The sequence below is a fragment of the Phytohabitans rumicis genome, from assembly GCF_011764445.1.
GTDB classification, from domain to species: domain Bacteria; phylum Actinomycetota; class Actinomycetes; order Mycobacteriales; family Micromonosporaceae; genus Phytohabitans; species Phytohabitans rumicis.
Genome location: NZ_BLPG01000001.1, coordinates 944,041 through 969,244 on the forward strand (window position 1 = coordinate 944,041; position 25,204 = coordinate 969,244).

At 70.3% G+C, this 25,204-nt stretch carries 23 protein-coding genes and 1 pseudogene; 11 read left to right on the forward strand and 13 right to left on the reverse strand.

The genetic code is table 11. The annotated features are described in order from the left end of the window. Nucleotides 1-158: 158 nt before the first annotated feature. The 4 genes and pseudogenes from Prum_RS03990 to Prum_RS04005 form a co-directional block, all read left to right on the forward strand. A pseudogene (locus Prum_RS03990) lies at nt 159-1,586 on the forward strand (FAD/NAD(P)-binding protein); the annotation flags it as partial. Beyond that, the gene (locus tag Prum_RS03995; protein WP_246277630.1) at nt 1,583-2,332 is read left to right on the forward strand and encodes an NTP transferase domain-containing protein; all 750 of its coding nucleotides are present in this window, start codon (nt 1,583-1,585) and stop codon (nt 2,330-2,332) included. The pseudogene Prum_RS03990 and the gene Prum_RS03995, both read left to right, overlap by 4 nt. Beyond that, entirely contained in the window at nt 2,329-2,982 is a 654-nt protein-coding gene (locus tag Prum_RS04000) for a PIG-L deacetylase family protein (RefSeq protein ID WP_173074065.1), read from the forward strand. Before Prum_RS03995 ends, Prum_RS04000 begins: the two co-directional genes overlap by 4 nt. Further along, nucleotides 2,979-4,733: a glycosyltransferase family 2 protein gene (locus Prum_RS04005; RefSeq protein WP_173074067.1), complete on the forward strand. Its 1,755-nt coding sequence runs from the start codon at nt 2,979-2,981 to the stop codon at nt 4,731-4,733. Before Prum_RS04000 ends, Prum_RS04005 begins: the two co-directional genes overlap by 4 nt. A gap of 310 nt (nt 4,734-5,043) precedes the next feature. Here the strand turns inward: Prum_RS04005 and Prum_RS04010 are convergent, their stop codons facing one another. Further along, nucleotides 5,044-5,697, reverse strand: coding sequence for a hypothetical protein (locus Prum_RS04010; RefSeq protein WP_173074069.1), 654 nt, complete (start codon nt 5,695-5,697; stop codon nt 5,044-5,046). A 304-nt stretch (nt 5,698-6,001) separates the two neighbouring features. Here Prum_RS04010 and Prum_RS04015 point away from each other — a divergent pair, with 304 nt between their 5' ends. Continuing rightward, entirely contained in the window at nt 6,002-8,371 is a 2,370-nt protein-coding gene (locus Prum_RS04015) for an ATP-binding protein (RefSeq protein WP_173074071.1), read from the forward strand. Here the strand turns inward: Prum_RS04015 and Prum_RS04020 are convergent. The 8 genes from Prum_RS04020 to ptsP form a co-directional block, all read right to left on the reverse strand. Next, nucleotides 8,368-9,993, reverse strand: coding sequence for a DUF885 domain-containing protein (locus tag Prum_RS04020; protein ID WP_173074073.1), 1,626 nt, complete (start codon nt 9,991-9,993; stop codon nt 8,368-8,370). The two genes, Prum_RS04015 and Prum_RS04020, sit on opposite strands and share 4 nt — an antisense overlap. 19 nt (nt 9,994-10,012) lie before the next feature. Then, nucleotides 10,013-10,354 (reverse strand): hypothetical protein, encoded by a 342-nt coding sequence (locus Prum_RS04025; RefSeq protein WP_173074075.1) that lies wholly within the window; start codon nt 10,352-10,354, stop codon nt 10,013-10,015. 10 nt (nt 10,355-10,364) lie between these two features. Then, the gene (locus Prum_RS04030) at nt 10,365-11,096 is read right to left on the reverse strand and encodes an IspD/TarI family cytidylyltransferase (RefSeq protein ID WP_173074077.1); all 732 of its coding nucleotides are present in this window, start codon (nt 11,094-11,096) and stop codon (nt 10,365-10,367) included. A 1-nt stretch (nt 11,097) separates the two neighbouring features. Beyond that, nucleotides 11,098-12,222 carry a 2-oxo acid dehydrogenase subunit E2 gene (locus tag Prum_RS04035; RefSeq protein WP_173074079.1) on the reverse strand — a complete coding sequence of 375 codons (1,125 nt, stop codon included), beginning with the start codon at nt 12,220-12,222 and terminating at the stop codon, nt 11,098-11,100. After that, nucleotides 12,222-13,208, reverse strand: a complete 987-nt coding sequence (locus Prum_RS04040; RefSeq protein WP_173074081.1) for an alpha-ketoacid dehydrogenase subunit beta — start codon at nt 13,206-13,208, stop codon at nt 12,222-12,224. The genes Prum_RS04035 and Prum_RS04040 overlap by 1 nt, the downstream gene beginning before the upstream one ends. After that, nucleotides 13,198-14,166, reverse strand: coding sequence for a thiamine pyrophosphate-dependent dehydrogenase E1 component subunit alpha (locus tag Prum_RS04045; RefSeq protein ID WP_173074083.1), 969 nt, complete (start codon nt 14,164-14,166; stop codon nt 13,198-13,200). The genes Prum_RS04040 and Prum_RS04045 overlap by 11 nt, the downstream gene beginning before the upstream one ends. After that, nucleotides 14,163-15,497, reverse strand: coding sequence for an NAD(P)H-dependent oxidoreductase (locus Prum_RS04050; protein ID WP_173074085.1), 1,335 nt, complete (start codon nt 15,495-15,497; stop codon nt 14,163-14,165). The genes Prum_RS04045 and Prum_RS04050 overlap by 4 nt, the downstream gene beginning before the upstream one ends. Before the next feature lie 100 nt (nt 15,498-15,597). After that, entirely contained in the window at nt 15,598-17,262 is a 1,665-nt protein-coding gene (gene ptsP, locus Prum_RS04055) for a phosphoenolpyruvate--protein phosphotransferase (protein ID WP_173074087.1), read from the reverse strand. 92 nt (nt 17,263-17,354) lie between these two features. Here ptsP and Prum_RS04060 point away from each other — a divergent pair, with 92 nt between their 5' ends. Beyond that, nucleotides 17,355-17,633 carry an HPr family phosphocarrier protein gene (locus Prum_RS04060; protein ID WP_173074089.1) on the forward strand — a complete coding sequence of 93 codons (279 nt, stop codon included), beginning with the start codon at nt 17,355-17,357 and terminating at the stop codon, nt 17,631-17,633. 2 nt (nt 17,634-17,635) lie between these two features. On the opposite strand, the gene Prum_RS04065 is transcribed toward Prum_RS04060, so the two are convergent. Further along, entirely contained in the window at nt 17,636-18,625 is a 990-nt protein-coding gene (locus Prum_RS04065; protein WP_218577006.1) for a sugar-binding transcriptional regulator, read from the reverse strand. Between the two features lie 151 nt (nt 18,626-18,776). Between Prum_RS04065 and Prum_RS04070 the strand changes: the two genes are divergently transcribed. From Prum_RS04070 to Prum_RS04090, 5 genes are all read left to right on the forward strand, one after another. After that, nucleotides 18,777-19,187, forward strand: a complete 411-nt coding sequence (locus Prum_RS04070; protein WP_218577007.1) for a transcriptional regulator GutM — start codon at nt 18,777-18,779, stop codon at nt 19,185-19,187. Between the two features lie 30 nt (nt 19,188-19,217). Further along, nucleotides 19,218-19,847: a PTS glucitol/sorbitol transporter subunit IIC gene (gene srlA / locus Prum_RS04075; protein WP_218577008.1), complete on the forward strand. Its 630-nt coding sequence runs from the start codon at nt 19,218-19,220 to the stop codon at nt 19,845-19,847. 91 nt (nt 19,848-19,938) lie between these two features. Next, on the forward strand, nt 19,939-20,436 hold the full coding sequence (locus Prum_RS04080) for a PTS glucitol/sorbitol transporter subunit IIB (protein WP_218577010.1): 498 nt from the start codon (nt 19,939-19,941) through the stop codon (nt 20,434-20,436). A 24-nt stretch (nt 20,437-20,460) separates the two neighbouring features. Then, nucleotides 20,461-20,832, forward strand: a complete 372-nt coding sequence (locus Prum_RS04085) for a PTS glucitol/sorbitol transporter subunit IIB (protein WP_173074093.1) — start codon at nt 20,461-20,463, stop codon at nt 20,830-20,832. 2 nt (nt 20,833-20,834) lie between these two features. Beyond that, nucleotides 20,835-21,215: a PTS glucitol/sorbitol transporter subunit IIA gene (locus tag Prum_RS04090; RefSeq protein ID WP_246278523.1), complete on the forward strand. Its 381-nt coding sequence runs from the start codon at nt 20,835-20,837 to the stop codon at nt 21,213-21,215. Between the two features lie 13 nt (nt 21,216-21,228). Here the strand turns inward: Prum_RS04090 and Prum_RS04095 are convergent, their stop codons facing one another. Genes Prum_RS04095 through Prum_RS49210 form a run of 3 tightly spaced genes read right to left on the reverse strand, consistent with a single transcriptional unit; the run spans nt 21,229 to nt 24,937 of the window. Then, nucleotides 21,229-22,224: a PPK2 family polyphosphate kinase gene (locus tag Prum_RS04095; RefSeq protein WP_173074097.1), complete on the reverse strand. Its 996-nt coding sequence runs from the start codon at nt 22,222-22,224 to the stop codon at nt 21,229-21,231. Further along, a complete protein-coding gene (locus Prum_RS04100; RefSeq protein ID WP_218577011.1) occupies nt 22,224-24,095 on the reverse strand; it encodes a cation-translocating P-type ATPase in 1,872 nt (623 codons plus the stop codon). Before Prum_RS04100 ends, Prum_RS04095 begins: the two co-directional genes overlap by 1 nt. Continuing rightward, nucleotides 23,990-24,937: an HAD-IC family P-type ATPase gene (locus tag Prum_RS49210; RefSeq protein ID WP_218577013.1), complete on the reverse strand. Its 948-nt coding sequence runs from the start codon at nt 24,935-24,937 to the stop codon at nt 23,990-23,992. The genes Prum_RS04100 and Prum_RS49210 overlap by 106 nt, the downstream gene beginning before the upstream one ends. Nucleotides 24,938-25,204 lie beyond the last annotated feature (267 nt).

Below are 25,204 nucleotides of genomic sequence, written 5' to 3' on the forward strand. Positions count from 1 at the left end.
CTATATTAGCGTGGTGGCTCGCTGGGAGCGTTTCCACAACGTGATCGGAATGGTGGCGGCGTCAGAATGGCGCACGGGTCGACGGTGCCTGGGGAGTCGGGCTACGAGCGCCATCGGCTCCGGACGCGTCTGGTCATCATCGGCGGGGGGCCGTCGGGGTTTCTGTTCTGGCACACCTCGCCGAGCAGCTGGCCGCCGCGCCGCCTGGGCGTACCACGGCCGTCGAGGTGACCTTGGTCGACCGGATGGGCGAGACCGGGGGCGGCGACGCGTTCGGGACCGGGATTGCGCAGACGTTGCTGCTCAACGACAGCGTCGCCACGATCGACGCCACGGGGATCGGGTTCACCGCCTGGTTGCACGAGCACCGTACGGACCTGGACCTCGGTCGGTTCGGGCACCTCTTCCTGCCGCGTCGGGTGTTCGGCGACTTCATGCGGGACCGGTTCGCGCGCACCGCGCGCCGGCTGGCCGCCTGCGGGGTAGTGGTGCACGTCGTGAAGGGCGAGGCACGGTCCGTGCTACCTACCGCCGGGCACGGTTTCCGGGTGGCCGTGTCGGGCATCGCCGAGCCCCTGACAGCTGACCTCATCGTGTTGGCGCCGGGTTGTCTGGACACCGCGGCACCGCCAGGGGTGGCCGCCCATCCGGGCTACTACACGCACGGACGCGCCTGCGGCCTGCCCGACAGTGATGTGGACATGGCGCGGTTGCTGGCCGGGCGCCCGGTCGGCTGCCGCCGGGTGGTGGTGCTCGGTTCGGCGGCGGCGGCGTCTGAGGTGATCGCTGTTGTCGCGGCAAGTCCGGCGGTGGCGCAAGTGCTGGACGAGGTGATGGTGGTGTCGACGACCGGTCGCCTGCCCGACGGGCAGCCCACCGGCCCGGACGCCCCGTTCACCTGCCGGTCGCTGGTGCGGCTTCGGCGTGACGGTGCTGGTGAGCTCACGTCGGCGCGGCTGGTCGGCGCACTGCGGGCCGACGTGGAACGTAGCCGGACACAGGAATACGCGATCGTCGACGTCGAACGCGCCGTGGCCGCCGAGTTCACCGCCTCGTTCCGGCTCCTGACCCCGGCGCAGAAACGCCGCTTCGTCGACGTCGACTACGCGGACTACCAACGCTTGATGCGCCACACGTCCCCACCGTACGCGTCCGCGGCCGCCCGGCTGGCCGCGTCGGGGCGGCTGAGGCTCGTCCGCGCTCGGGTGGCGGGCATCGACCCGGCGCCCTCCGGTGAGCTGGCCGTGCGCCTGTCCGACGGGGCCAGGCTGACGGCGGCGGCGGTGTTCGACTGCCGCGGGTTCGCCGACGTGGGGCAGACCATCAACCCGCTGGTGCGTGACATGGTGGCGGGCGGCCTGGCTCGGCCGAACCGCAGCGGGCGAGGGCTCGTCGTCGACGAGCACCTGCAGGCCGCGCCGGGCCTGTTCGTCATGGGGCCGCTGCTGGCCGGCACCAGCCAGGGCGACGACCACATCTGGTCGTTGAAGAACGTGGCACGCATCCACGTGCTCGCCGCGCGCGTGGCGGCTCGCCTGTCCGACCTGCTCACGCGGGACACGGTCGGCATCGGGGAGCGCCGGTGAGCGGCTCGATGAAAGTGGTGCTCTTCTGCGGCGGCCAAGGTCTGCGCATGCGCGGCGACGGCATGGTCGTGCCCAAGCCCATGGTGACGATCGGCGGCAGGCCGCTGCTATGGCATGTGATGCGCTACTACGCGCACTACGGGCATACCGATTTCATTCTGTGCCTCGGCCACGGAGCCGACGAGCTCACCGACTACTTCGGCCGCGCAGGCGGGCGAAGCTGGCACATCACCATGGTCGACACCGGGCTGCAGGCCAGCATCGGCGAGCGCCTGATGCAGGTAGCCGAGCACGTCCGCGGCGAGGACGTGTTCCTGGCCAACTACGCCGACACGCTCACCGACGCACCGCTTTCGGCCATGGTGGAGGGCTTTCGCCGCAGCGACGCGGCGGTCGGCCTGCTGGCGGTCCGGCCCTCGTCGTCGCATCACGTCATCCAGATGGGTCCAGACGGCATGGTCTCGCGCGTCGACGACGCCGGGGTACTGCATCACTGGGAGAACGGAGGGTACTTCATCATGCGGCAGCAGATCTTCGACGAGTTGCGGCCCGGGCAGGACCTGGTGCCGCACGCGCTCAACCGGCTCGCGGCCCACGGCAGGGTGCTCGCCCACCGGCACCACGGGTTCTTCCGCGGCGTCGACACGGCCAAGGACCGCATCGAACTCGACCACGCCTACCGGCAGGGCCGACGTCCGTGGATGGTGTGGGAGTCGCAGCTCGAGCCCGCGGCGGTGGCCCGATGACACCGTTCGAGCTCGCGCAGGCCAGCCATGTCGTGGCGATCGGCGCGCACCCCGACGACATCGAGATCGGCGCCGGTGGCCTGCTGCTGAACCTGCCCGCGGGCGTGCCCGTGCGGTATGTGGTGTGTACGGGAACGCCGCAGCGGCACGCCGAGGCGCAGGTCGCCGCGGAAGGCTTCCTCGCACACGCCGCCGTGAGCCACTGGCTGCACGACCTGCCGGACGGGCACCTGCCCGCGCACACCTCGCAGGTCAAGCAGATCCTCGAGGACGCGGCACGTGGCCTGGACGGGGCGGTGCTGGTGCTGGCACCGGCACGCGACGACGCGCATCAGGACCACCGGCTGATCGCCGAACTGGCCCCGACCTGTTTTCGCGACGCGCTCATCCTCCACTACGAGATCCCGAAGTACGACGGCGACCTCAGCCGCCGCAACCTCTACCTGCCGATGGACGAGTCCACCGCCCGGCGCAAGGTCGAACTGCTCAACCACGCCTTCCCGTCCCAGAAGCAAAGGTTCGACGACGAGGTGTTCCTGGGCCTGGCCCGGCTGCGCGGCATGGAGTGCCGCACCCGCTACGCCGAGGCATACACCTGCGACAAGGCCGTCCTGCGCCTGTCGTCGCGGCACGCGGAGGTCCAGCGATGACCGCCATGGCTACCGCCGAGAGCGAGGCGTCGTACCGGGTCGAGTATGAGCGGCTGCCCGAGCCGTGGTGGATGCCCTGGCTGTTCTGGGCATGGGTCGCTATCGCCGTCCCCTACGTGCCGTGGCGCATCTACGCCACCAACTGGGCCAACTGGTCCGGTCCGCTGCTGCTGGCATCCGAGCTGTTCGCGATCATGCTCGCTGCGTTGTTCCTGGGCACCGCCCAGCAGATCCACATGCCGATCCACCGGCCGACCAACCTGACCAGATGGGTCGTCGACTGCCTCATCCCGACCCACCTCGAACCGCCTGACGTCATCGAATGCACGGTGATCGCCGCGCTCAAGGTGCACGGCATCCGTGAGGTGATCGTGCTGGCCAACTTCGAGCGACCGGAGGTACGCGCCGTCTGCGAACGCCTGCGCGTACGCTACCTGCCCCGCGGCTCCAACGAGCACGCCAAGGCCGGCAACCTCAACACCGGACTGGCTTACAGCGACGCACCGTTCCTGCTGCACCTGGACGCCGACTACATCGTCCGGCCGGAGATCCTGCAACGGGTCATGGGCTGGTTCGACGACCCGACCGTGGCGTTCGTGCAAGGCCCGCAGACCTACTACAACCACGAATCGTTCGTGTTCCGCACCTTCCGGCACATCCGCGCCGGCTGGAGCGAGCAGACGATGTTCTACCAGGTGATCCAGCCGAGCAAGAACCGCTGGAACGCGGCGTGCTTCGTCGGCAGCTGCGCGGTCATGCGCCGCGCGGCGCTCGACAGCATCGGCGGGTTCGCCACCGGCACCGTCACCGAGGACATCCACACCTCACTGCGCATCCACGCCAAGGGCTGGAGCAGCGTCTACACCAACGAGCCCGTCGCCTACGGGATGGAAGCACCCAGCTTCAAGGAGTTCTACACCCAGCGCCGCCGCTGGGCCGCAGGAGCCGCGACCATCGGCTTCCGCTCCCCCGACTCGCCACTGCGGATCCCCGGCCTGACACTCATGCAGCGGATCAACTACTTCAACTCGATCATCACCCACGCCCAGGGCCCGCTGCGCGCCGCGTTCACCTTCGCCCCCATGCTGTGCCTGCTCACCTTCGCCGTGCCGATCCACATCAACGTCGCCTGGTTCATCGTGGTCTCACTGGGCTTCTCCGCCTACTCCGCCGCACTGGGCTGGATCTACAGCCGCGGCGCCATGCACTTCATCCACAACGAGGCATACCTGTACGCCAACCACCCCGGCATGACCATGGGCATGGCCGGCCTGTTCAAGGTACGACGCGAGTTCGTGTCCTCCCGCAAGACCGGCAAACGCACCGAACGCACCTGGGTCCGCTGGTACCTGTGGCTGCTCGCGACAGCGATGCTCGTCACCGGCAGCTACGGCCTCGCACTCATCCTCGCCGGCAACCGGTCCACCGCCGTGCTGCTGGCCACCGTCTTCATCGCCATGAACGAGTTCTTCCTCCTGTGGTTCCTGATCCCGCTCATCCGCTACGAGCACCGCGGACGGCACGCGCCACCACCCGAGTACCACACACTCACCGGTGAGGACAGATACCGCTACGTCATGCGCTTCTACGACGGCCGGTACGTCATGCCCTCAGGCATCATGGTCGACCGGCCCGTGAAAACCTCCCGCATCCGCCCCGGCCGCCGGCCCGGCTGGGTACAGACCCGCGTATTCACCTACGAGCCAGGCAAGCCAGGAAGCCTCGAACCCGAGACGGCAACCGCCACCTGAGCGGACGTGCCTGGCTGCAAGGAAGGGCCCCTTGTTATCGCTTTTTGCATAGCAAGGTGCCCTTCCTTGCAAGGTCGGCTTCGGCGATGGCCGCCCCTGGCGGTTGTGGGACGCGGAGGGTGCGGCCGCGGGAGCAACGGCCTGGACCGCGACGGGCGTCGCGGCAGCTCACCATCTTTTGATTTCCTCACCCTCACCGGAACGTCATCCGGCGACCGCCGGGGGACGAACAATGTGTGTGTGGCACCGCACCGAACGGCGTGGGCGGATCCGGTCGATCGACCGGATCCGCCCATGGTTCACGAACCCGTCAGCTCGGCATGATCTGCAGGGCGGCGAGTGCCACCGCCCGGCTGGTCTGGTTCGATGCCGCGGTGAAGATGTGCTCGTAGGCGCTGAACGGCACACGCAACGGTTTGTTCCGCTGGCCCTCAACGATGATGTGCCCGGCGGAAACGACTCCCGGGTACACGGTGCACCGGACGCTCACTTCGACCTCGCGCGACCCCGGTGGCTGGTCGCCCCACAATGGCGTCAACGAACATGCCGGTTCGAGGAGCGTGACGAGGGACCGGTTTCCCTGCACCACGATCGTCTTGAGCGAGTCGATGCTGAAGCCGGCCCGGGCCCGGGCCGCGATCGCGATCGGTCCGGCCGTGTTGAGCGCGATCCCGAGCTCGTCCGTCTCCGACTTGGTGCTGACAGTACCGATGAGGCTGCTGATCAGGGTGACGCACCCGGTGGCATCCTGCGCCCACCGTTGCATCGTCTGCGGCGTGAACGACTCGATGTCGGCGAACTCGATGACCGCCTGGCGCGCGCAGGCCGATGCCTCGGCGGTGGCGATGGCGTCGATGCGCGCGAGGATCTCCGTCTTCGACGTCTCGATCGCGGCGATGATCCGCCGCACCCCGGCACTGAGGTCGTCCGCGGACGCACCGGGCCGGAAGACACCCTGGATCAACGAGTAGGCCGAGCTGGCGAACGAGACGACCGCCGCGATCGCCGCCGGGGGATCGCCTGCGCGGGCCGCGCTCCGCCGGGCAGCACCATGACGACAGCCAGCAGTGCGCCGGCGGCCGTCCTCAACATTCTTCGCTTCACGAGACCTCCAAGGCTCAGGTTCGGTTCGGGGTGGGCGTCCCCAGGCTCGGCTCGTGGCCCGGTGAACGGGCCGCGCGCGGGACAGCTCCGGACACCGGGGAAGGTGCCGCCTGCTGGGCCGCGCCGGTGGCGTCCGGCGCACCGGACAGCACCGGACACACGACGTGACTGCCGTGGACGTGCCGGACCAGTTGCTCGGCGAGTTCTGCGCCGACCTGCGGTCGGCCTGGCAGCAGGCGGGTGGGCCGGGCCTGCGCGCGCTGGGTGCCCGCGCGCTGCTCAGCAAGAGCCAGATCGGTGCCATCCTCGGTGGCCGGGTGCGCCGCCCGCCCGATTGGGATGTCATCCGCTCACTGGTACGCGGCTTCTGCGAGTACGCCGAACAGCGCGGCACCGCGGCGGGCCTGCCTCCGGGCACGGGCGTGGAGGAGTACTGGCGCGGACGGTACGCGGTGGTGGAGCACGCGTTCCGGCGCACCCGCGCGGTGGCCGGCCGGGTGGCCGGGCGGGTGCCCGGCCGCCCGGCGTTGGTGCCGCCGCGTCAGCTACCGCCGACGGTGCGCACCTTCGTGGGACGCGCCGGCGAGCTCGCCGTGCTCACGGACCTCGTGGAGACGGCCACGCTCGCCGTGATCGACGGGATGGCGGGCATCGGCAAGACCACGCTGGCCGTCGCGTGGGCCCACCGGGTCGCCGATCGGTTCCCGGACGGGCAGCTGTACGTCAACCTCCGCGGCTTCGACCCGTCCGGACCGGCGCTGCGTCCGGCGGAGGTGCTCGACGGGTTTCTGTCGGCGTTGGGCGTCGCGCCGAACGAGGTTCCCACCACAGTGGACGGTCAGGCGTCGTTGTTCCGTAGCCTGGTGGCCGGCAGGCGGATGCTCGTCATCCTGGACAACGCGCACGACGGTGAGCAGGTCCGGCCGTTGCTGCCCGGTGCCCCGGGATGCCTGACCGTGGTCACCAGCCGCAACGGGTTGGCCAGCCTGGTCGCCGTCGACGACGCCTACCCGCTGACGCTCGGCCCGCTGTCGGACACGGAGGCGTCGACGCTGCTGGCTGAGCGGATCGGCGCCGAGCGCCTCGTGGCTGAACCGGCGGTGGTCGACCGGATCGTGGCCGCGTGCGCGGCACTCCCCCTCGCGCTGTGCGTGGTGGCGGCGCACGCGGCGACCAGACCGGAACTGACGTTGGCCGACCTCGCCACGCAGTTGGGTCAGGAGCACGCCCGCGCAGACATTCTGGCCCGCGGGGAGTCCCGTTCGGACCTGTGGATCGTGTTCTCCTGGTCGTACCGGGCCCTCGACCCGGCGGCCGCTCGGCTGTTCCGGCTGCTGGCGCTACATCCCGGTCCGGAGGTCGGCGTCGCCGCGGCGGCCAGCCTCGCCGACCGGCCCGTGCGCGTGACGGCGCGAGAGCTCGCGGCGCTGCGCGACGCGAACGTGCTTGCCGAGGTGGCGCCCGGCAGGTTCGCCATGCACGACCTCTTGCGCGCGTACGCCACCGGGTTGGTGACCGACGCCGAACGCCCCGACGCGCTGGGCCGCCTCCTGGACCACCTGCTGCATACGGCGTCCGCGGCCGCCGCCACCCTGTACCCGGGCCGCGACCGGGTGCAGCTGCCCGCGCCCCGTCCCGGTGCCATGGTCGAGCCGCCACCGGGAGTCGACGGGTGCCTGGCGTGGTTCAGCCGGGAACACGCCGTTCTGACGGCCGCGGTCCGAATGGCCGTGCGGGCCGATCTCGACACGTACGCGTGGCAGCTCGCGTGGACAGCCGCGGACTTCCTGCAACGGCGCGGGCACTGGCGCGACTGGCACGACACGTTGGAGATCGGGTTGTCGGCCGCCCGACGCGACGGCGCCAGGGCCGCCCAGGCGCGGTTGCACCGCAACCTCGGGTACGCCTGCTCCATGATGGGGGATCACGACCGGGCGCACCGGCACCTGTCGCAGGCCCTGGAACTGTACGCGCGACTCGACGACCTGTCCGGGCGCGCGGCCACGCACCGCACGCTCGGGAGCCTGCTGGTCCGCCTGGACCGGGTGGAGGACGCACTGGCCGAGGACCGCCGCGCGATGCTGCTGTACCGGGCCACCGGAGACGTGGCCGGCCAGGCACTCACGCTGAACAACACCGCGTGGAAGAACCTTCAGCTCGGCAGGTACGACGAAGCCCTCGCCGTCGGGCGGCAGGCTCTGGCGCTGTACCGGACGGCGGGAAACCTGCACGGCGAGGCCGACACGTGGGACACCGTCGGCTGCGTCCGCCACCACCGGGGCGAGCATGGCGAGGCCATCGAGTGCTACCGGCGGGCGCTGGATCTGTTCCGCAACCGCGGTGAGCGCTACTACGAGGCGATGACCCTCACCCGGCTCGGCGATGCGCTGTACGCCGCCGGTCATCCGGAACCGGCCGAGCGCGCATGGCGCGAGACCACGACCATCCTCGTTCAGCTGGACCACCCCGAGGCGGAGCGGAGCCGCCTCCGCCGGCAACCGGCCGTCCGCCATGGACAGTGCGACCGAGGCTAGTAGCCGGCGGCGATCAGCTCCTCCAGCGTGTCCAGCGGCAGTGGCCCGTGGGCGAGCACCTCGTGGTGGAACGCGCGGATGTCGAACGCCGGGCCACGCGCCGCGCGTGCGCGATCACGTAGCTGCTGGATGCGCAGCCGCCCGATCATGTACGCCAGCGCCTGCCCCGGCATCGCGATGTACCGGTCGACCTCGTTGGCGATGTTGGTCTCCGAAAGTGCGGTGTTGCCGCGCATGTAGGCGATCGCCCGTTCGCGGGACCAACCGAGGTGGTGCATGCCGGTGTCGACCACCAGGCGGCACGCCCGCCAAGCGTCGAACGACACCATGCCCAGCCGGCTCAGGTCGCTGGTGAACAGACCCATCTCGTCGCTGAGCCGCTCGGTGTACAGCCCCCAGCCCTCGCCGTGCGCGTCGAAGAACGCGAAGCGCCGGAACCGCGGCAGGTCATCGCGCGACTGGGCGACCGCGATCTGCAGGTGATGCCCGGGAACGCTCTCGTGGAATGCCAGCACCTCGTACTCGAACCGCGGCCGCAGGTCCGGCCGGTAGGTGTTCACCACGTGCGCGCCGGGCCGCGAGCCGTCCGCGGCGGGAGCGACGTAGTAGCCCAGCACCGAGTTCTCCGCCTCGGCCGGGTCCATCTCGCGCACCACACACGGCGCGATGTCATAGCTGGAGAACCAGTCCGGCACCGCGTCCTCGGCCCGCCGCAAGGCGCCCGTGACGGTGTCGACGATCTCCTTCGCAGAGCCGAACCGAAGCCCAGGATCCTCGCGGAGCCGCACGAGAACCTCGTCGACGTCGCTGGTCCCCAGCGTCCGACCGCCGCGCTCGGCGAACTCCGCACGCAATCCCGCCACCAGGTCCAGCCCGATCTGGTGAATCTCCTCCGGCCCGAGTTCGGTCGTGGTGTAGGCACGGACCAGGCCGAGGTAGGCGTCGGTACCCCCGGGCACGTGGCACAGCCCGACGCGCTCACCGGGCCGGCCATCGGGCAGCAGATGCTCGGCGAGCGCCATCCGGAACCGCCTCAGCGCCGGGCGTACCCCCGAAGCGATGACCTCGGCGACACGAGAGTCCTGGCCGTCCGGCCGCAGCAACGGGTCCCGTTCGACAGGCGTGGCGAGGTACGCGTCGACCTGGGCTATCGCCTGGCGCACGCCGAGCTCGGTGGGGAACCGCCCATCGGCGGCCGCCTGCCGATACCGCTCCACATGCCGGTCGAAGAAACCGCCCAACTTCTCCAGCCGGGCCGCGTACGCCTCGCTGGAACCGGTCCCCGCCGGCACGGTCGACACCACCTGTGCCAGCGGCCCGGCGATGCTGGCGGTGACCGCGACCTCGGCGACACCACCCCGCAAGCTCTGCTGCTCATCGCGCAGCAGCCGGCTCAGGATCGCATGGCTGACCTGGCCCTCCCGGTCGAGGGCGTCACGGTCGACGGTCGCGAGCTCCGCAGCCAGCCGGGCCAGCTCGCCGTGCTGCCGCGCGGCGGCGGCGCGGCTCGGGTCGGGAACCTCCGCCTCATACCCGGGCACGCCGAACACACTGGCTTGGAACGGATCGCCGGCAAAATGCAGGCGGAAGTACTCCTCACCCAACCGGCCGAGCGTGTCCATCGGTGTGCAACTCCCATCGTCAAGACCGGTCGGGCCGCCACCCGCCGCGGCGTTGTTCGGTGACCCGGACAACGATGGCCAGTTCGCGGGCCAGCTTCACGGGTTTGACCGCGATCGCCGCGGGCAGCGTCCAGAGGAACGCGCCGGGGTCGCGCCTGAGGCGGCGCAGCATCCGCCGCGGCTTGGACGCCGCGCGATGGCCCAGGTCGAGCAGGTAGCGGTGCGGGTCTGCGGTGGTCATTTCGTGGCCGCAGGCGTTGCACCGGCTCGCCACGAGCAATCGGCCGGCGTAGCGCAGCTCGTGGGGGGTTTCAGTGGTGCAGCGCAGGCAGGTCAGCGTGGTGAGGTGTAGGTCGGTCACGCGACGCCCCTTAGAACAGGTCGTACTCGGCTGTGGCCAGGATCTGCTCGGCCAGGAACAGGTCCTGCGGATAGGTGATCTTCAGGTTGACCGCCTCGCCCATCAGCCAGTGAACCTTGACGGTGCTGAACCGCTCCAGGCAGGACGAGGTGTCGGTGCCGACAAATCCGGCGCGGGCCGCGGCCTCGTACGACGTGAGCAGCGGCTCGGCCGCGAATGCCTGGGGGGTCTGTGCGCGGACCAGCCTCCGCAGGTGGGTGCCGGTGACGGCACCGTCGCCGTCGACCTCGACGAGGTCTTCGCCCGGGACGCACGGGATGGCCCCGCCGTGTTCCCTGGCCAGGTGGATCACGCCCGCGGTGAGCGTGGGCGACGCCAGCGGCCGGGCCGCGTCGTGGATGACGACGACGTCTATCTCGCCGGCGTCGATGCGGCCGGCGAGGTGGCGCAGGGCGTTGAGTTCGGACTCCTGCCGGGTCGCGCCGCCCCAGACCACCTCGACCTCGCGGTCGTCGACTTCGCGCTCGACGATCCAGCGGGCCGTGCGGTGGTCTTCCTGGCGGGCGACCAGGACAAGCGCGCCGATGTCCGGTGTCGCGGCGAGCGATCGCAGCGACCAGGAGGCCAGGCTGCGCCCGGCGAGCGGGAGGTATGCCTTGTTCTGCTCGGCACGGAACCGTGCCCCGCTGCCGCCGGCCAGCACGACTCCGGCCGCTCGCGCACGGGTTAGCCCATTGCGCATGTCACCTCGCCTCGTGGAGTGCTTGCGGGTCCGCGAGCAGGCCACGGAGGCGGCCGAGCAGTCGGGCGGCGTCCGCGGCGTCGGCCAGTCGCTGGTCGACGGTCAGGCCGACCCGGCCCCGGGTGTGTACCGTGACGCCGTCCGCGGCGGCCACGGGCTGTGCGGCGATGGTGCCCACAGTGAGCGCCGTCCCCTGCGGCGGGGTCAGCGGCGTCTGCCCGGTCACGACGCCGAGCCCGCCGAGGTTGAGCAGGGTGGTGGTGGCGCCGGTCAGACTGCCCAGATCGAGTTTCCCGGCCCGCGCCTGGGTGGCGAGGTCGCGGACGCGCGTGTCCGCCCGCCCGACCGGCATGAGGTCGGGGTCACGCAGGACCGGGGCGAGGGTACCCACCGGGGTGTCGACGGCGACCGCCACACCAACATGATCATATAGCTCGGGGCCGCTGTCCACCCAGGTCGCGTTGAGGGCGTGCCCGCGCAAGGCCGCGGCCCAGGCCCACCCGATGAGCGTGGTCCAGCGGCATCCGCGGCGGTCCGCCGCCAGCGTGTCGAGGTCCAGGTCCGCGTACACGGTGAACTGTGGCACCTGGGCGCTGGGCGCCATCCGGCGCGCGGTTGCCGCCCGGACCGCCCGCCGACGGATGTCCATCTTGGACGGTCGCACCGCCGCGACCTGCTCCACGTCCGCGACCAGCACACAGCCGTCGGGTCCGCTGCCGGTCACCGTGGCGAGGTCGATCGCGAGCGCCGCCGCGCGCATCCGAGCCAGGGGTACGGCGGGAGCCCGCCCCGCCGCGGGCACGGTCACCGGCGTCGGGGTGGGAGCCGGTGCGGCGGCCGGGGCCGGCGCTTGCTCGTCGAGCAATCCGTCGAGCAGGTCGTCGGCGGCGCTGGCGATGTAGGCGATGGGCCGGCCGACCTCGACGGTGTCGTCGGGTGCGGCGAGGGTGCGGGTCAGCGTGCCGTCGGCCGGCGCTTCCACCTCCATGTCCACCTTGTCGGTGGCCACGTCGCAGATTGGCTCACCCTTGCGGATCGGGTCTCCTGGGGCCTTGTGCCAGACCAGCAGCGTGCCCTCCTGCATGGTCATGGACATCTTCGGCATCAGCACGGGCACTTCGCGCATCACCACTCCTTGACCAGTTCGCCGCCGGCAGTCACGATCTCCGGCACCTGGGGCACACAGGCCGTCTCGAGCTGGGGGGCGTACGGGATCGGGGCGTCCAGCCCGCACAGCCGCCGGATCGGCGCGCGCAGGTAGCCGAACGCCCGGGACTCGGCGACCAGCGCGGCCAGTTCGGCGACGTAGCCGCAGGTACGCGGTGCCTCCTGGACGAGCAGCAGCCGGCCGGTTTCGATGACCGATGCCAGGATCGGGTCGGCGTCCAGCGGTGTGAGGGTGCGCGGGTCGATGACGGTGGCAGCCACACCCGCGGCGGCGAGCTGGTCGGCGGCGTCGAGGGCGCGGCTGACCATCACGCCGGTGGCGACGATGGTGAGGTCGGCGCCGCGCCGGCGTACCGCGGCCGTGCCGAGCGGCACCCGTCCGGCGCCAGCCGGGACCGGGCCGTTGGTGCGGTAGAGGAGCTTGTGTTCCAGCACGATGACCGGGTTGGGGTCGTCGATGGCGGCCAGCAGGAGGCCCTTGGCGTCGGCGGGCGTGGTCGGCATGACCACCTTGAGCCCGGGTACGTGCGCGAACCACGCCTCCAGGCTCTGCGAGTGCTGGGCGGCCGCGCCGGTGCCCGAGCCGGTCGGCGCGCGCAGCACCAGCGGCACGCTCGCCTCCCCGCCGAGCATGAAGTGGATTTTCGCGGCCTGGTTGACGATCTGGTCCATCGCCTGCGCGGTGAAGTCGGAGAACTGGATCTCCACCACCGGGCGCATGCCGGCCAGCGCCGCGCCGACGGCCGCGCCCACGATGCCGAGTTCGGCGATCGGCGTGTCCCGTACCCGTTCGGGCCCGAAGCGGTGCACGAGGTCACCGGTCACGCCGAACGCGCCGCCGTACACCCCGATGTCCTCGCCCAGCAGGAACACCCGCTCATCGGCGGCCAGCGCCTCGGCCAGCGCCTCGCGGACCGCCTCGGCGTACGTCAGGTCACTTCGCATAGACCGCGTCCGCCAGCTCGGCGGGGTCGGCGTCGGGTGCGGCCATGGCGGCTTGAACGGCGGAGCGCACGGCCTGCCTGGCCTGCTCCCGGCACTGGTCTATGTCGGCGGCGGCGAGCGCGCCCATTTCGCTCGCCGCCGCCTCGAATAGGGTGATCGGGTCCCGCTCCCGCCACTGCTCGATCTCGTCGCGGGTGCGGTACAGGTTCTTGTCGCTTTTGGAGTGTCCCTTCCATCGGTAGGTGACGGCCTCCACAAAGGAGGGCCCATCACCGGACCGGGCGCGCGCGACGGCGTCGGTCACCGCGTCGTACACCTGCTGCACGTCGTTTCCGTCCACAGTGGTGCTTGGGATGCCGTACCCGGAAGCACGTTCGGCCAGCGTGGTCCTGGATGCCTTCGTAGATGGCATGGACATGCCGTACTGGTTGTTCTCGCACACGAACACGACGGGCAGTGACCAGATTGCGGCGAGGTTGACCCCTTCGTGCCAGGCGCCCTCGTTGACCGCGCCGTCGCCGAAGAAGCTCACCGTCACCTGGTCGGTGCCGCGCAGCCGGGCGGCGAGCCCGGCGCCGGCCGCGATCGGCACTCCCCCGGCGACGATGCCGTTGGCGCCGAGGTTGCCGGTGGCGACGTCGGCGATGTGCATCGACCCGCCCCGGCCGCGGCAGTAACCGGTGCGCTTGGCCAGCAGTTCGGCCATCATCCGGTCCAGCGCGGCGCCCTTGGCGATGCAGTGGCCGTGGCCGCGGTGGGTGGAGGTGATGCTGTCGGTGGGCCGCAGGGCCAGGCACGTCGCGGTGGGCACCGCCTCCTGCCCGATCGACAGGTGCATGGTGCCGTGCATCAGCCCGCGGGCGAACAGCTCGTCGACCGCCTCCTCGAAGCGGCGGATCCGCCACATCGTGCCGAGCACCTGGCGGGCCAGGTCCGGGTCGGCCGATACGCCGGTCATGCCCTCGTCCCGGCGAGTACCGGCGCGGAGTTGGCCGTGCTCAGGCTGGCCCCGCCGACCGCCTGGTCCTGCAGGCGGCGCAGGGTGGCCAGTACGGTGTCGTCGCGCAGGGCGACGTCGTCGCGGGTCAGTGGCCGGTCGACGGGGACGTCGTGGAGCAGTGTCGCCCCGCCGGCCAGTCCGAGCGGCACGAGTCCCTCGTCCGCCGCGACGCCGGCGGCCTCGGTCAGGCCGCGGACCATGTACCCGCCGATGCCGTCGAGGATCTCGCCGGCCTTGAGGTCGCGCTTGGCGACCGCGACGACCTCGGCCATCCACGTCGTCGGGGCGAGGCTGGGCTCCCGGTCGAGCACCGCCTCGGCGACCGTGAGCGGGGCCTCCAGGCTGGCTAGATGGTAGGGACGGTAGAAGGTGTAGTACGGGCCCGGCCCCATGCTGAGGTATTCCAGTTCCTCCGCGACGACCGCGTCCGGGCAGTGCGCCACGGCGAAGACGCCCGGTGCGACCGAGCCGGTGCAGTAGTCGACGACGCCCCACTGCTCCAGCACGCCGCCCTCGGCGGCGGGGCGGAAGACCTGGGCGAGCTGCTGCACGGTGGCCGCCGGGCCGTGCATTCCCCGCCGGCTCACCTTCAGGCCGGTGGCGTTGGCCAGCGCGGCCATCTCGATCATCGTCTTGGAGCCGTCGACGAAGCTGGCGAGCATCTTGGGGTTCATCCCACGCGCATGGGCGGTCGCGGCGACGGTGTCCGGGGTGGCATGCCGGTCGAGCGGATTGTTCTTGCCCTTGCCCGCGCAGACCACGTCGAAGCCGAGCGCGCGGGCGTAGTCCACGAGCCGTTTGGCCTCGGCCGGCTCGTCTCCGCGGCAGACGGTGTAGACCCGGCCCATCCGCTTGGCCAGGTTGGTCAGTGCGAGGCCGACGGTGACGTCCGCCTCGACGGTCAGCAGCGCGACGTCCTTGCCGGCCAGCAGCGCGCTGAGCGCGACCTGGGCGCCCACCTCCGGAATGCCGCTGGCTTCCACGACGATGTCGACCGGCAGGTGGGCCAGCAGTTCGGCGTCGTCCATGGCGACCGGCTGGCCGGCCTCGATCGCGGCGGCGAGCAGATCCGGGTCGGACGCGAGCAGCGGGTCCGCGCGCCCTGCCCGCCGGTACGCCGACAGTGCCCTTTCCGGCGCGACGTCGGCGACGGCCGCGACCTCCACGCCCGGCATCCGCCCCACCTGCGCGACGAATCCGGTGCCCATCTGTCCGGCACCGACGAGCCCGACCCGGATGGGGCGGCCCACCCGCCGTTCCCGATCCACGAGCCGTTCCAGGTACGCCATGCGATTCCTCCCTCACCAGCCGGTTCCCGTCTGCACATATGCTCAGCAAGGTGAACCGATGTGATACATCATGGCCCCGAAACATGCCGGCGGGCAAGGCTCAAACGATCTCGATCGCCTCGGCCGCGGCCTCGCGGACTCCGCGCCGCGCCGCGGCCGGGTCGCCCGCCCGCAGCGCGATGTCGGCCAGCCGCGCGCACAGCGCCTGGTCTGCGGACCCGAGTACGGCCGCCACCGCCGGCAGCATCCGGGCGGTCGCGGAAAGGCTGGTCACGCCCAGTCCCACCAGCACGAGCGCGAGCAACGGGTCGGCCGCGGCCTCGCCGCAGACCCCGACCGGTTTGCCCAGCCGGCGGCCGGCGTCCCCGGTCATCTGGATCAGGCGCAGGACCGCGGGCAGCCACGGGTCGTTGAGGGCGGCGAGCGCACCGACCAGCCGGTCGGCGGCGTACGTGTACTGGGTCAGGTCGTTCGTGCCGACGCTGACGAAGTCGACGACCGCCAGCAGGTCGTCGGCGAGGAGGGCGGCCGACGGCACCTCGACCATCGCGCCGACCCGGGCCAGACCGTGCGCCCGGGCCCGGGCCACGAACTCGGCGGCCTCCGCGGGGGTGGCGATCATCGGTGCCATCGTCCAGACCTCGGTGTGCGACCGCCGCGCCGCCTCGGCGACGGCCGAGAGCTGGGTGTCCAGCAACTCCGGGTCGGTGCGCATCGCGCGTAGGCCACGCACGCCGAGCGCCGGGTTGGTCTCCACGCCGGCGGTCAGGTACGGCAGCGGCTTGTCCGAGCCGGCATCGAGCGTGCGTACCACCACGCGCCCGCCCGGGAAGGCGGCGAACACCTCGGCGTACGCGGCCACCTGCTCGTCGAGCGTGGGTGGCGTGAGCCGGTCGCCGAACAGGAACTCCGTCCGTAGCAGCCCCACCCCGGCCGCCCCGAGCGAGCGCGCCCGCCCTGCGTCGGCGGGCTCACCGACGTTGGCCAACAGGGCCACGGCGGTCCCGTCGGCGAGGTGGCCGCGGTAATCGACGGTCGCGGGCCGGTCCCGGCGGGGCGCGGCGAACAGATCGGCGTCCTCCGGCTCGATCACCACCTCGCCCGTGCCGCCGTCGACGCCGACCCGGGTGCCGTCCGCGATCGCGGTGACGCCCGGGCAGGCCACCACGGCGGGGATGCCCAGCGCGCGGGCGAGGATCGCGGTGTGACTGGTCGGCCCGCCCTCCTCGGTCACCAGCGCCAGCACCCGGTCCGCTGGCAGGGTGGCCGTGTCGGCCGGCGCCAGGTCCCGGGCGACCAGCACGAACGGCGTTCCAGGATCGGGCAGGCCCGGCGGCGCGATGCCGGAAAGGTCCGCGATCACCCGATCCCGCACGTCGTCCAGGTCGCGCACCCGCTCGGCGAAGTAGCCGCCGGCGGCGGCCAGGGCGGCCCGGAACTGCTCCGCCGAGCGCCATACCGCGTACGGGGCCGCCACCCGCTCTTGCTCGATCAGTTCCGCTGCCGCGGCCGCCCAGCTCGGATCCTCGGCGATCATGGCGGTGGCTTCCAGGATCTCGGCGGCGGGGCCGGTGGCGGCCACGGCGCGGCGCCGCATTTCGGCGCACACCCGGCCGGTCGACTGGACGAGCCGATCCCGCTCGGCGCCGGGGTCTTCGACGTGCGTGGGTTCGGGCGGGGCGGGCCGGCGCGCGCCCATGGTGGCCACCGGCCCCGCCGCACGTCCGGCGCTGACTCCGATTCCGGTCAGGTTTCGTATGGGCACTGTGGCTCCTCCCGTTTATTTCGTATGGGCACAGCAGCTCCTCCCGTTTACACTTCTGCGCACGGTAGCTCACATCTGTGCGACACGAGGAGATGACAGTGCCTCAGGGAACGGTAAATGTGGCGGCCCGGGCCGGGTTGCACGCACGACCGGCGGCGTTGCTGGTGCAGGCCGCGGCACGGATGCCCGGCACCGTACGGATCGGCCGGGTCGGCCAGGCGCAGGTCGACGCCAAGAGCATCCTGGCGGTACTCGGCCTCGCCATCGCGTGCGGCGAACAGGTGCAGGTGCAGACCGACGGACCGGCCGCGGAGCAGGCGCTTGCCGAGTTGCTCGCGATGCTGAAGACGGATCCCGACGCGGCGGGTTGAGCTCAGCGCTCCGCCAGCGCCAGTAGCGCCTTCGCCAGCGCGTCGTCGCAGATGAGCACGTTGAGGAAGCCGCCCCTGAGGGCGCCGAGGACCCCGCGAGCCTTCTCCTCCCCGACGGCCAGGCCGACCACGGTCGCGATGGCGCGAAGATCCGCTATCGACACCGCGAGCACGCGGTCGTGCACCTCGCCGTGGATCTCCTGACCGTCCGCGTCAAAGAACCGCGCGCACACGTCGCCAACCGGGTTGGCGCGCACGAACCGGGCCCGCTGCGTGGGCGTGAGCCGCAACGCGTCGATCACCGCCGCCGACGAACCCACGCCGTACGCGCCCAGGCCGACGAACGAGAGCGAGGAATGGGCGGCGGCCTGCAACACCGACGCGATCGCCGGCTCGGCCATCAAGGTGGTCCGGGCCGCCGCCGACTCCAGCAGCGCGGGCGCGTGCAGCCGCTGGAACGTGGTGCCGAGGCGGGTCGCCAACTCGCGGACGAGCTCCTCGCCGGTGATCTCCGACGTCACCGAGGACAGGCCGCCGACCAGGGGTAGCACCTCGACCGGGAACGTCCGATCAGTGTCCACGGCGTCGACCATCGCCTGGAGCGTGCGGCCCCAGGACAGCGACACCCGCTGCTCGGCCCGGAGCGAGTCGAGCAGCCACTCGGCCGCCACCGGGCCGACCTGACGCAGGGCCGCCTCGTACGGCCGGCCGCTGACCACCCGGCAGTCGGCGAGACCGAACGCGCTCTGTATCTCGCCTTCGAGCGTCGTGTCGCGGCCGCTGGGGTCGTGGATGCGGATATCGACGATGCCCTGCTCACGAGCGGACGCCAGGATCCGGGACACGTTGGCCCTGCTCAGGCCGAGCTCTTCGGCGACCTGCTGCTGGGACAGGTTGTCCTCGTAGTACATCCGGGCCACCTTGACCAGCACGTCGCGGTTGCGGGGCGCGGGCATCGTCACATCCGTCCGGTCGTCTTCACCAACGGTCACGATTATGCACTTCCCACGCACACTTCCCGGCATCCCCGTTCGCGGCGCAGGTCAGGGTCTTGCGTGTGGCTGCGATCACATGCTAGAAACTTTGCACATTCGTTCGCACCATTGCACGGATGTGAAAATAGCCGTCCGCCATGGAGGGAGGGTGATCGTGGAGTCGATCACCGTCTTGTTTCTCGGCCTCGGCGTCCTATGGGTCGGGCAGTTCGCGATGGCATGGGTCCAGGCGAGGTCATTCCTGCGAGAGACCCGCGTCCTGCGCAGGTCGGGGCGGGTCGCGGTCGGCATGGGCCGACGCCGGATGTTCCGGCGAGCGTACGTGGCACTCGCCGCCGACGACACCGGCCGCGTGGTCGCCGCCCGGGCGATGACCGGCCTCACCGTCTTTGCCCGCCCCCGGGCACTGCCCGCACTGGACGGCGTCCACATCAGCGACCTGGCGCGCGGGGGCGTCGAGTCGACCCTGTCACCACTCCTACTCGCCGCCGCGACCCAAGCGGCGGGATTCCTGGCCGGAACGCCGCGCCAGAGCAAGCCCGCCGCCACGGGGAACTGAACCCGCCGTCACTGTCGCAAGGAGCCACCCGTGCTAACTGACTGGATATACCTGGCTGAGGAGGGCACGCCCGAACCCCCCAAGGGCGTACTCGGCACCCTCGCGCACTGGGCCGAGGACTTCATCGGCGTCTTCAAAGCCGGTGGAGAGACCTTCGTGTCCCTGCTGGTCGGCATCGTCCCCCTGCTGATCATCCTGCTCACCGCGGTCAACGCGCTGATCCGGATGATCGGGCCGGAGCGCATCGACAGGCTCGGCGCGGTCGCCGCACGGCCGGGCCTGATCTACTACCCCCTGCGCTACCTGGTCCTGCCGTTCCTCGCGGTCTTCTTCCTCACCAACCCGATGGCGTACACGCTCGGACGGTTCCTGCCGGAAGAGAAGAAGCCCGCCTTCTACGACTCGGCCGTCAGCTTCGTCCACCCCATCCTCGGCATCTTCCCGCACGCCAACCCCGGCGAGTACTTCGTATACGGCGGCATCGCCGCCGGCATCACCACGCTCGCCGCCAACAACAGCGCGATCCTGCTCGGCGACCTGGCGGTGCGCTACTTCCTGGTCGGCCTGCTCGTCATCTTCATCCGCGGCGTCGTCACCGAGATCATCACCAAGGTGCTGCTGTCCCGCCGCGCCCGCCAGACCCAGGAGGCGACGGCATGACCGCCACAACCGAGAAGATCGAAGCCCCCGCCGCGGCCCGGTCGACACGTTCAACGCCGTCCTGGTCGGCATCGGCAAGCGGGTCGGCACCGTGGTCGGCACGCTCTACCAGGCCGGCCGGGACTCGATCGACACCATCCTGCGCAACGTGCTGCCGTTCATGGCCTTCGTATCCCTGATCATCGGCATCATCACCACGACCGGCGTCGGCGAGGCGCTCGCCAAGGGCCTACGCGGGCTGGCCGGCTCCCTCATCGGCCTGCTGATCATGGCGATCATCTGTGCGCTGCCGGTGCTCTCCCCCCTGCTCGGCCCCGGCGCCGTGATGGCGCAGATCATCGGCACGCTGATCGGCGTACAGATCGGCGAGGGCAAGATCCCGCCACAGTTCGCACTGCCCGCGCTCTTCGCGATCAACCCCCAGGTGGGCTGCGATTTCATACCGGTCGGTCTGGCCCTCGGCGAGGCGGAACAGGAAACTGTGGAAGTCGGCGTGCCCGCCGTGCTCTTCTCCCGGGTCGTCACCGGGCCGCTGGCCGTGGTGCTCGCCTACTTCGCCAGCTTCGGCCTCTACAGCAACGCGGACTGACCGGACCCAGGAAGGACGGCAACGATGGGTGACTACAAGAGCGTACGGATCGCCGCAGGGCGCGGTGGCTGGGGCGGACCGCTCGTGATCCAGCCGAACAGCACCCGCAACCTCATCTACTCGGTGACCGGCGGCGGCATCCACCCTGTCGCGCAACGCATCGCCGAGCTCACCGGCGGCGAGCCGTTCGACGGCTTCCGCAGCTCGGCGCCGTTCGACCGGATCGCGGTCGCGGTCATCGACTGCGGCGGCACCGCCCGCATCGGCGTGTACCCCATGAAGAAGGTGCCGACCGTGGACGTACACCCCACCTCGCCGGCCGGGCCGCTAGCCATGTTCATCAAGGAAGACATCTTCGTGTCCGGCGTCAAGCCGGAGAACGTCACCGAGGCGTGACCATGGAAGTGACCCGGTACGCCACCGAGGTAACCGCCGTGGGCGCTCTCGTACCCGACTTCGTCGAGCAGCAGATCCTGGTCTTCTTCTCCGACGCCGCCCCGGAGGAACTGCACGACTTCTCCGTCCTGCACCACCCCACCGTGGCCAAGAGCGGACTGACTACCGGCGACGAGGTCGTCATCGACGGCACCACCATGCGGGTGCTGTCCGTCGGAGACCTGGCCGAACAGAACCTCCTCGCCCTCGGGCACCTCAACCTCAAGGCCAACGGCGCGTCACAGGCACCGCTGCCAGGCGACGTCTGCGTCGAGGCCCGCGCCCTGCCGATCCCCCGCCCCGGCAGCAAACTGTGGATCACCGGAACGCTCACACCCCCGTAAGCGCCAGCAACCGTCATACCCGGGACGGCCGCCCGCCGGCCGTCCCGGTCTTCGGCACCGACACCTCCTCCGGGTGCTCCGCCTGGTAAGGATCGGCGGCGGCGCCCTCGGGTGCCTCGGCCTCGAGTTCGACGCGCGTCTTGAGGAGCGCGTCGCGTACCTCGGCGCTCACCTGCGGGTACTGCGGGCTTATCTCGATCAACGAGTGCGCGATGATGGCGGCCGCGGAGATGCGGGCGAACCACTTGTGGTCGGCGGGGATCACATACCACGGCGCCCACTTCGTGCTCGTGTGCGAGAGCATCTCGGAGAACGCGGCCTGGTAGTCGTCCCAGCGCTGGCGCTCCCGCACGTCGGCGGCCGAGAACTTCCAGTTGTGGTCGGCCAGGTCGATGCGGCGCAGGAAGCGGATCCGCTGCTCCTCCCTGGACAGGTTGAGGAACAGCTTCACGATGCGAAAGCCGTTGTCGGCCAGGTGGCGTTCGAAGTTGTTGATGGCCCGGTAGCGTCGCTTCCAGATGTTGCCAGCCTTGCACTCGTCGGGCAGTTTCTGTCGGTCCAGCAGTTCCCGATGCACGCGTACGACGAGGACCTCCTCGTAGTGCGAACGGTTGAAGATGGCGATCTCCCCGCGGCCGGGGAGGCGTTGGGCGTACCGCCATAGGTAGTCGTGGTTGAGTTCCTCCGCCGAGGGCACCTTGAAGCTGGACACGTGAACACCCTGCGGGTTGACCCCACTCATGACATGACGGATCGTGCCGTCTTTGCCGGCCGCGTCGAGCGCCTGCAGGACGACCAGTACCCCGTGCTGGTCGTCGGCGGCCAGCCGCGCCTGGTAGTCGACCAGCAAGCCATTGACCCGGTGGAGCAGGTCCACGCTCTCCTTCTTGTGCAGGAAGCTCGCCTTGTACCCCGGATCGAAGTCCTTGGCCAGGTGCACGCTCGCCCCGGGCCTGACCCGGAACGGCTTGATGAACTTGGCGATCCGTTTTTCGGCTGGCTTGGCCATCACACGAATCCCTTCTGTTCCTCTTTTCTCGCGGGTGGCATCGCCGCGAATCGCCGGACCAGCAGCTTGCCCAACTCCCACAGGATCAGCAGCGCGATGGGCGGGACGAGCGCCCAGGCGAACTGCAACGCGTTGATCTCCACCGTGCCGAGAATGCGCCGGAAGGCGTCCATCTGGGTGACGAACACCGCCAACGCAAACTCCACGACGATTGCCCAGTTCAACTGCTTGCTGTCGAATGTCGCCGGCGTCAGTGCCGTATCGGTTTCGCTGCGGCACTCGACCGCGGCCACGATCAGGCACAGCGCGAACGACGTGAACGCGATGGATTGGCCGACCTCGACGCTGTCGTAGCGGGACGCGCCAAGCTCGATCAGCCCGAGCAGGCCCACGGTGATGGCGAGCCCGACCAGCCCGACCGTGATGACCATGCGCCGGGTAAGCACCGACTCGCCACGCGGGCGGGGACGCAAGGACATCAGCCCTGGAGTCTCCCGGTCGAAACCGAGCGCGAAGCCGAACGCGGCGTTGACCACGAAGTGGATCCACAAGACCTGCGCTGGCGTGAACGGCTCTCCGGCGGCGATGTTGAACAGGCTGGCGCCCAGGAAGGTCAGCACGAACACGACGAGCAGGACGAGCACGAAGCGGATGTACTTCGTGAGGTTGTCGTAGATCTTGCGACCCTGCTCGACGGCGAAGATGATCGTCGCGAAGTTGTCGTCCGAGAGGATCATCCGGCTCGCGTTCTTGGCTACCTCGGTCCCGTTCCCCATGGCGATACCGATGTCGGCGGACTTGATGGCCGGGGCGTCGTTCACCCCGTCGCCGGTCATGGCGACGACATCACCGTTCTTCTTCAACGTGTCGGCGAGCAGCACCTTGTGCTCGGGTGCGACCCGGCCGACCACGCCGATACTGTCCACCCGCCTGAGCCGTTCTGCCTCGGGCAGGGCGGCGAAGTCGGCACCAAGGATGGCCTCCCCCGAGATGCCGATCTGCTTGGCGATCGCCGCGCCAGTGATGACGTCGTCTCCGGTCACCATTCGCACCCGGATGTGCGCTCGCTGAGCGTTGCGCACCGCGGTCTTCGACTCATCGCGCGGCGGATCCACCATCCCGACCAAGCTGGCCAGCCGCAACTCGGTGACGTAGTCGAGCAGATCGGCCTCCGGGTCGAAGTCGGCAGCATCGATGTCCCGGGTGGCAGCGGCCATCACCCGCTGGCCGCCGCTCTCCATGCGCTCCAGATGAGCGTGTGCCCACTCGCCACCGGAACTGCTGCGCTCGACGACGGCCGGCGCCGCGCCCTTGACGAAGGCCCGCACAACTGACCTACCTGCCGCATCCTTGGTCTGGTTGAACGTCGCCATCAGCTTGTAGCTCGGATCGAACGGTAAGGTCGCCAGCCGGGGCAGCCGCTCGCGGGTGGCGTCGACGTCCAGGCCGGCCTTGTGCCCGAGTACGAGCAGCGCGCCCTCGGTCGGGTCGCCCACGACCTTGCCGTCCACGAGTACGGCGTCGTTCGCGACCAAGTACGGCAAGATCTGGTCGTCGAGCGTGGCAGCACTTCCCGCCGTATGATGAACCCTGCCCGCCAGGCCGTAGCCGATCCCGGAGATGGTGTACCGGTCGCCGGGATCGATCACCTCCACCGCGGTCATCTGGTTCATCGTCAGCGTGCCGGTCTTGTCGGAGTTGATCGCCGAGACAAACCCCAGCGTCTCGACCGAGGGCAGGTCTTTGACGATCGCGTTGCGATTGGCTAGATCGACGCCACCGATCGACAGGATGGTCTGGGAAACCGTGGGTAGCGCCTCCGGGATCGCCGCGATCGCCAGCGAGACGGCGGCGACGAACAGTACATCCACGCCTCGCCACGCTGGCGCCCCAGGACGAACATCACGATCATCGTGAAGCCGGCCGCCGATGCGATCCACAGCGTGAGCCGGTTGAGCTCCTTGGTCAGCGGGGACTTCTCCATAGCCGTGCCCGCCAGCAATCCGGAGATCTTGCCCAGTTCGGTACGCGCACCGGTGCCGGTGACGATCATGGTCCCGCTGCCGTGCGTCACCGGAGTGTTCATGAACGCCATGTTCGTCTGGTCACCCGGGCCGACCTCGGCGTCCGGCAACGTTCCCGCGTCCTTGGCCGCCGGCGTGCTCTCTCCCGTCAGCGCCGACTCGTCGATCTGCAGCGCTCTCGCCGCGATGATCCGCCCGTCCGCCGGCACCTGATCCCCCGCGGCGATCAGCACGATGTCGCCGGCGACCAGCCGCTCCGCCGGAATCTGTGACTCAGCACCGTCGCGCCGTACGCGGGCGGATGCCTTCATCATTGATTTGAGCGCATTCATGGCGCTCTCTGCTTTACCCTGCTGCCGTAGCCCCACAACGGCATTGACGATCGTCAGCAAAACGAGCATGATCGCGGTGCCCCATTCGCCGACGACCAGCGACACCACCGCAGCGACGATCAGGATGATTTGCATGTAAGTGCGATATTCATCAAGAAATCGGAGCCAGGCCGGCTTTGGCTTCTCCTCGGGCAGTGCGTTCGGGCCATCCGCGCCCAGCCGCTCCGCCACCCGCCCAGCCGTTAACCCGGCGGCCGGGTCGACCCCGAACGCTGTGGTGACGGCATCGGGCGGCTGCGCGTACCAGCGTCCACCCAAAGGTGCAGGCCGATCCTCAACATCCGATTTGACCGCCATAGTCCCGTCTCCGAATCCTCGCTGAGCCGAGGATCCGCCCATCCCATCCGGCGCGCCTCATCTTCCCGGGATGGCCGTACCGCCCAACCCCCACCAACGGACGGACCGACAACCGTCCAGACCTGCCTTCACCTCTCGTCAGGCCGCGCCGGCGAGCTCGCAAGGAGCCACAGGTCGGCACGGCCGTTGCACCTGTCACCGACACGACGCGGGGCGGTACTTCAAATCAGGATCGAGTTCTGAGCTGCCGCGGCGCTCGTCGCGGTC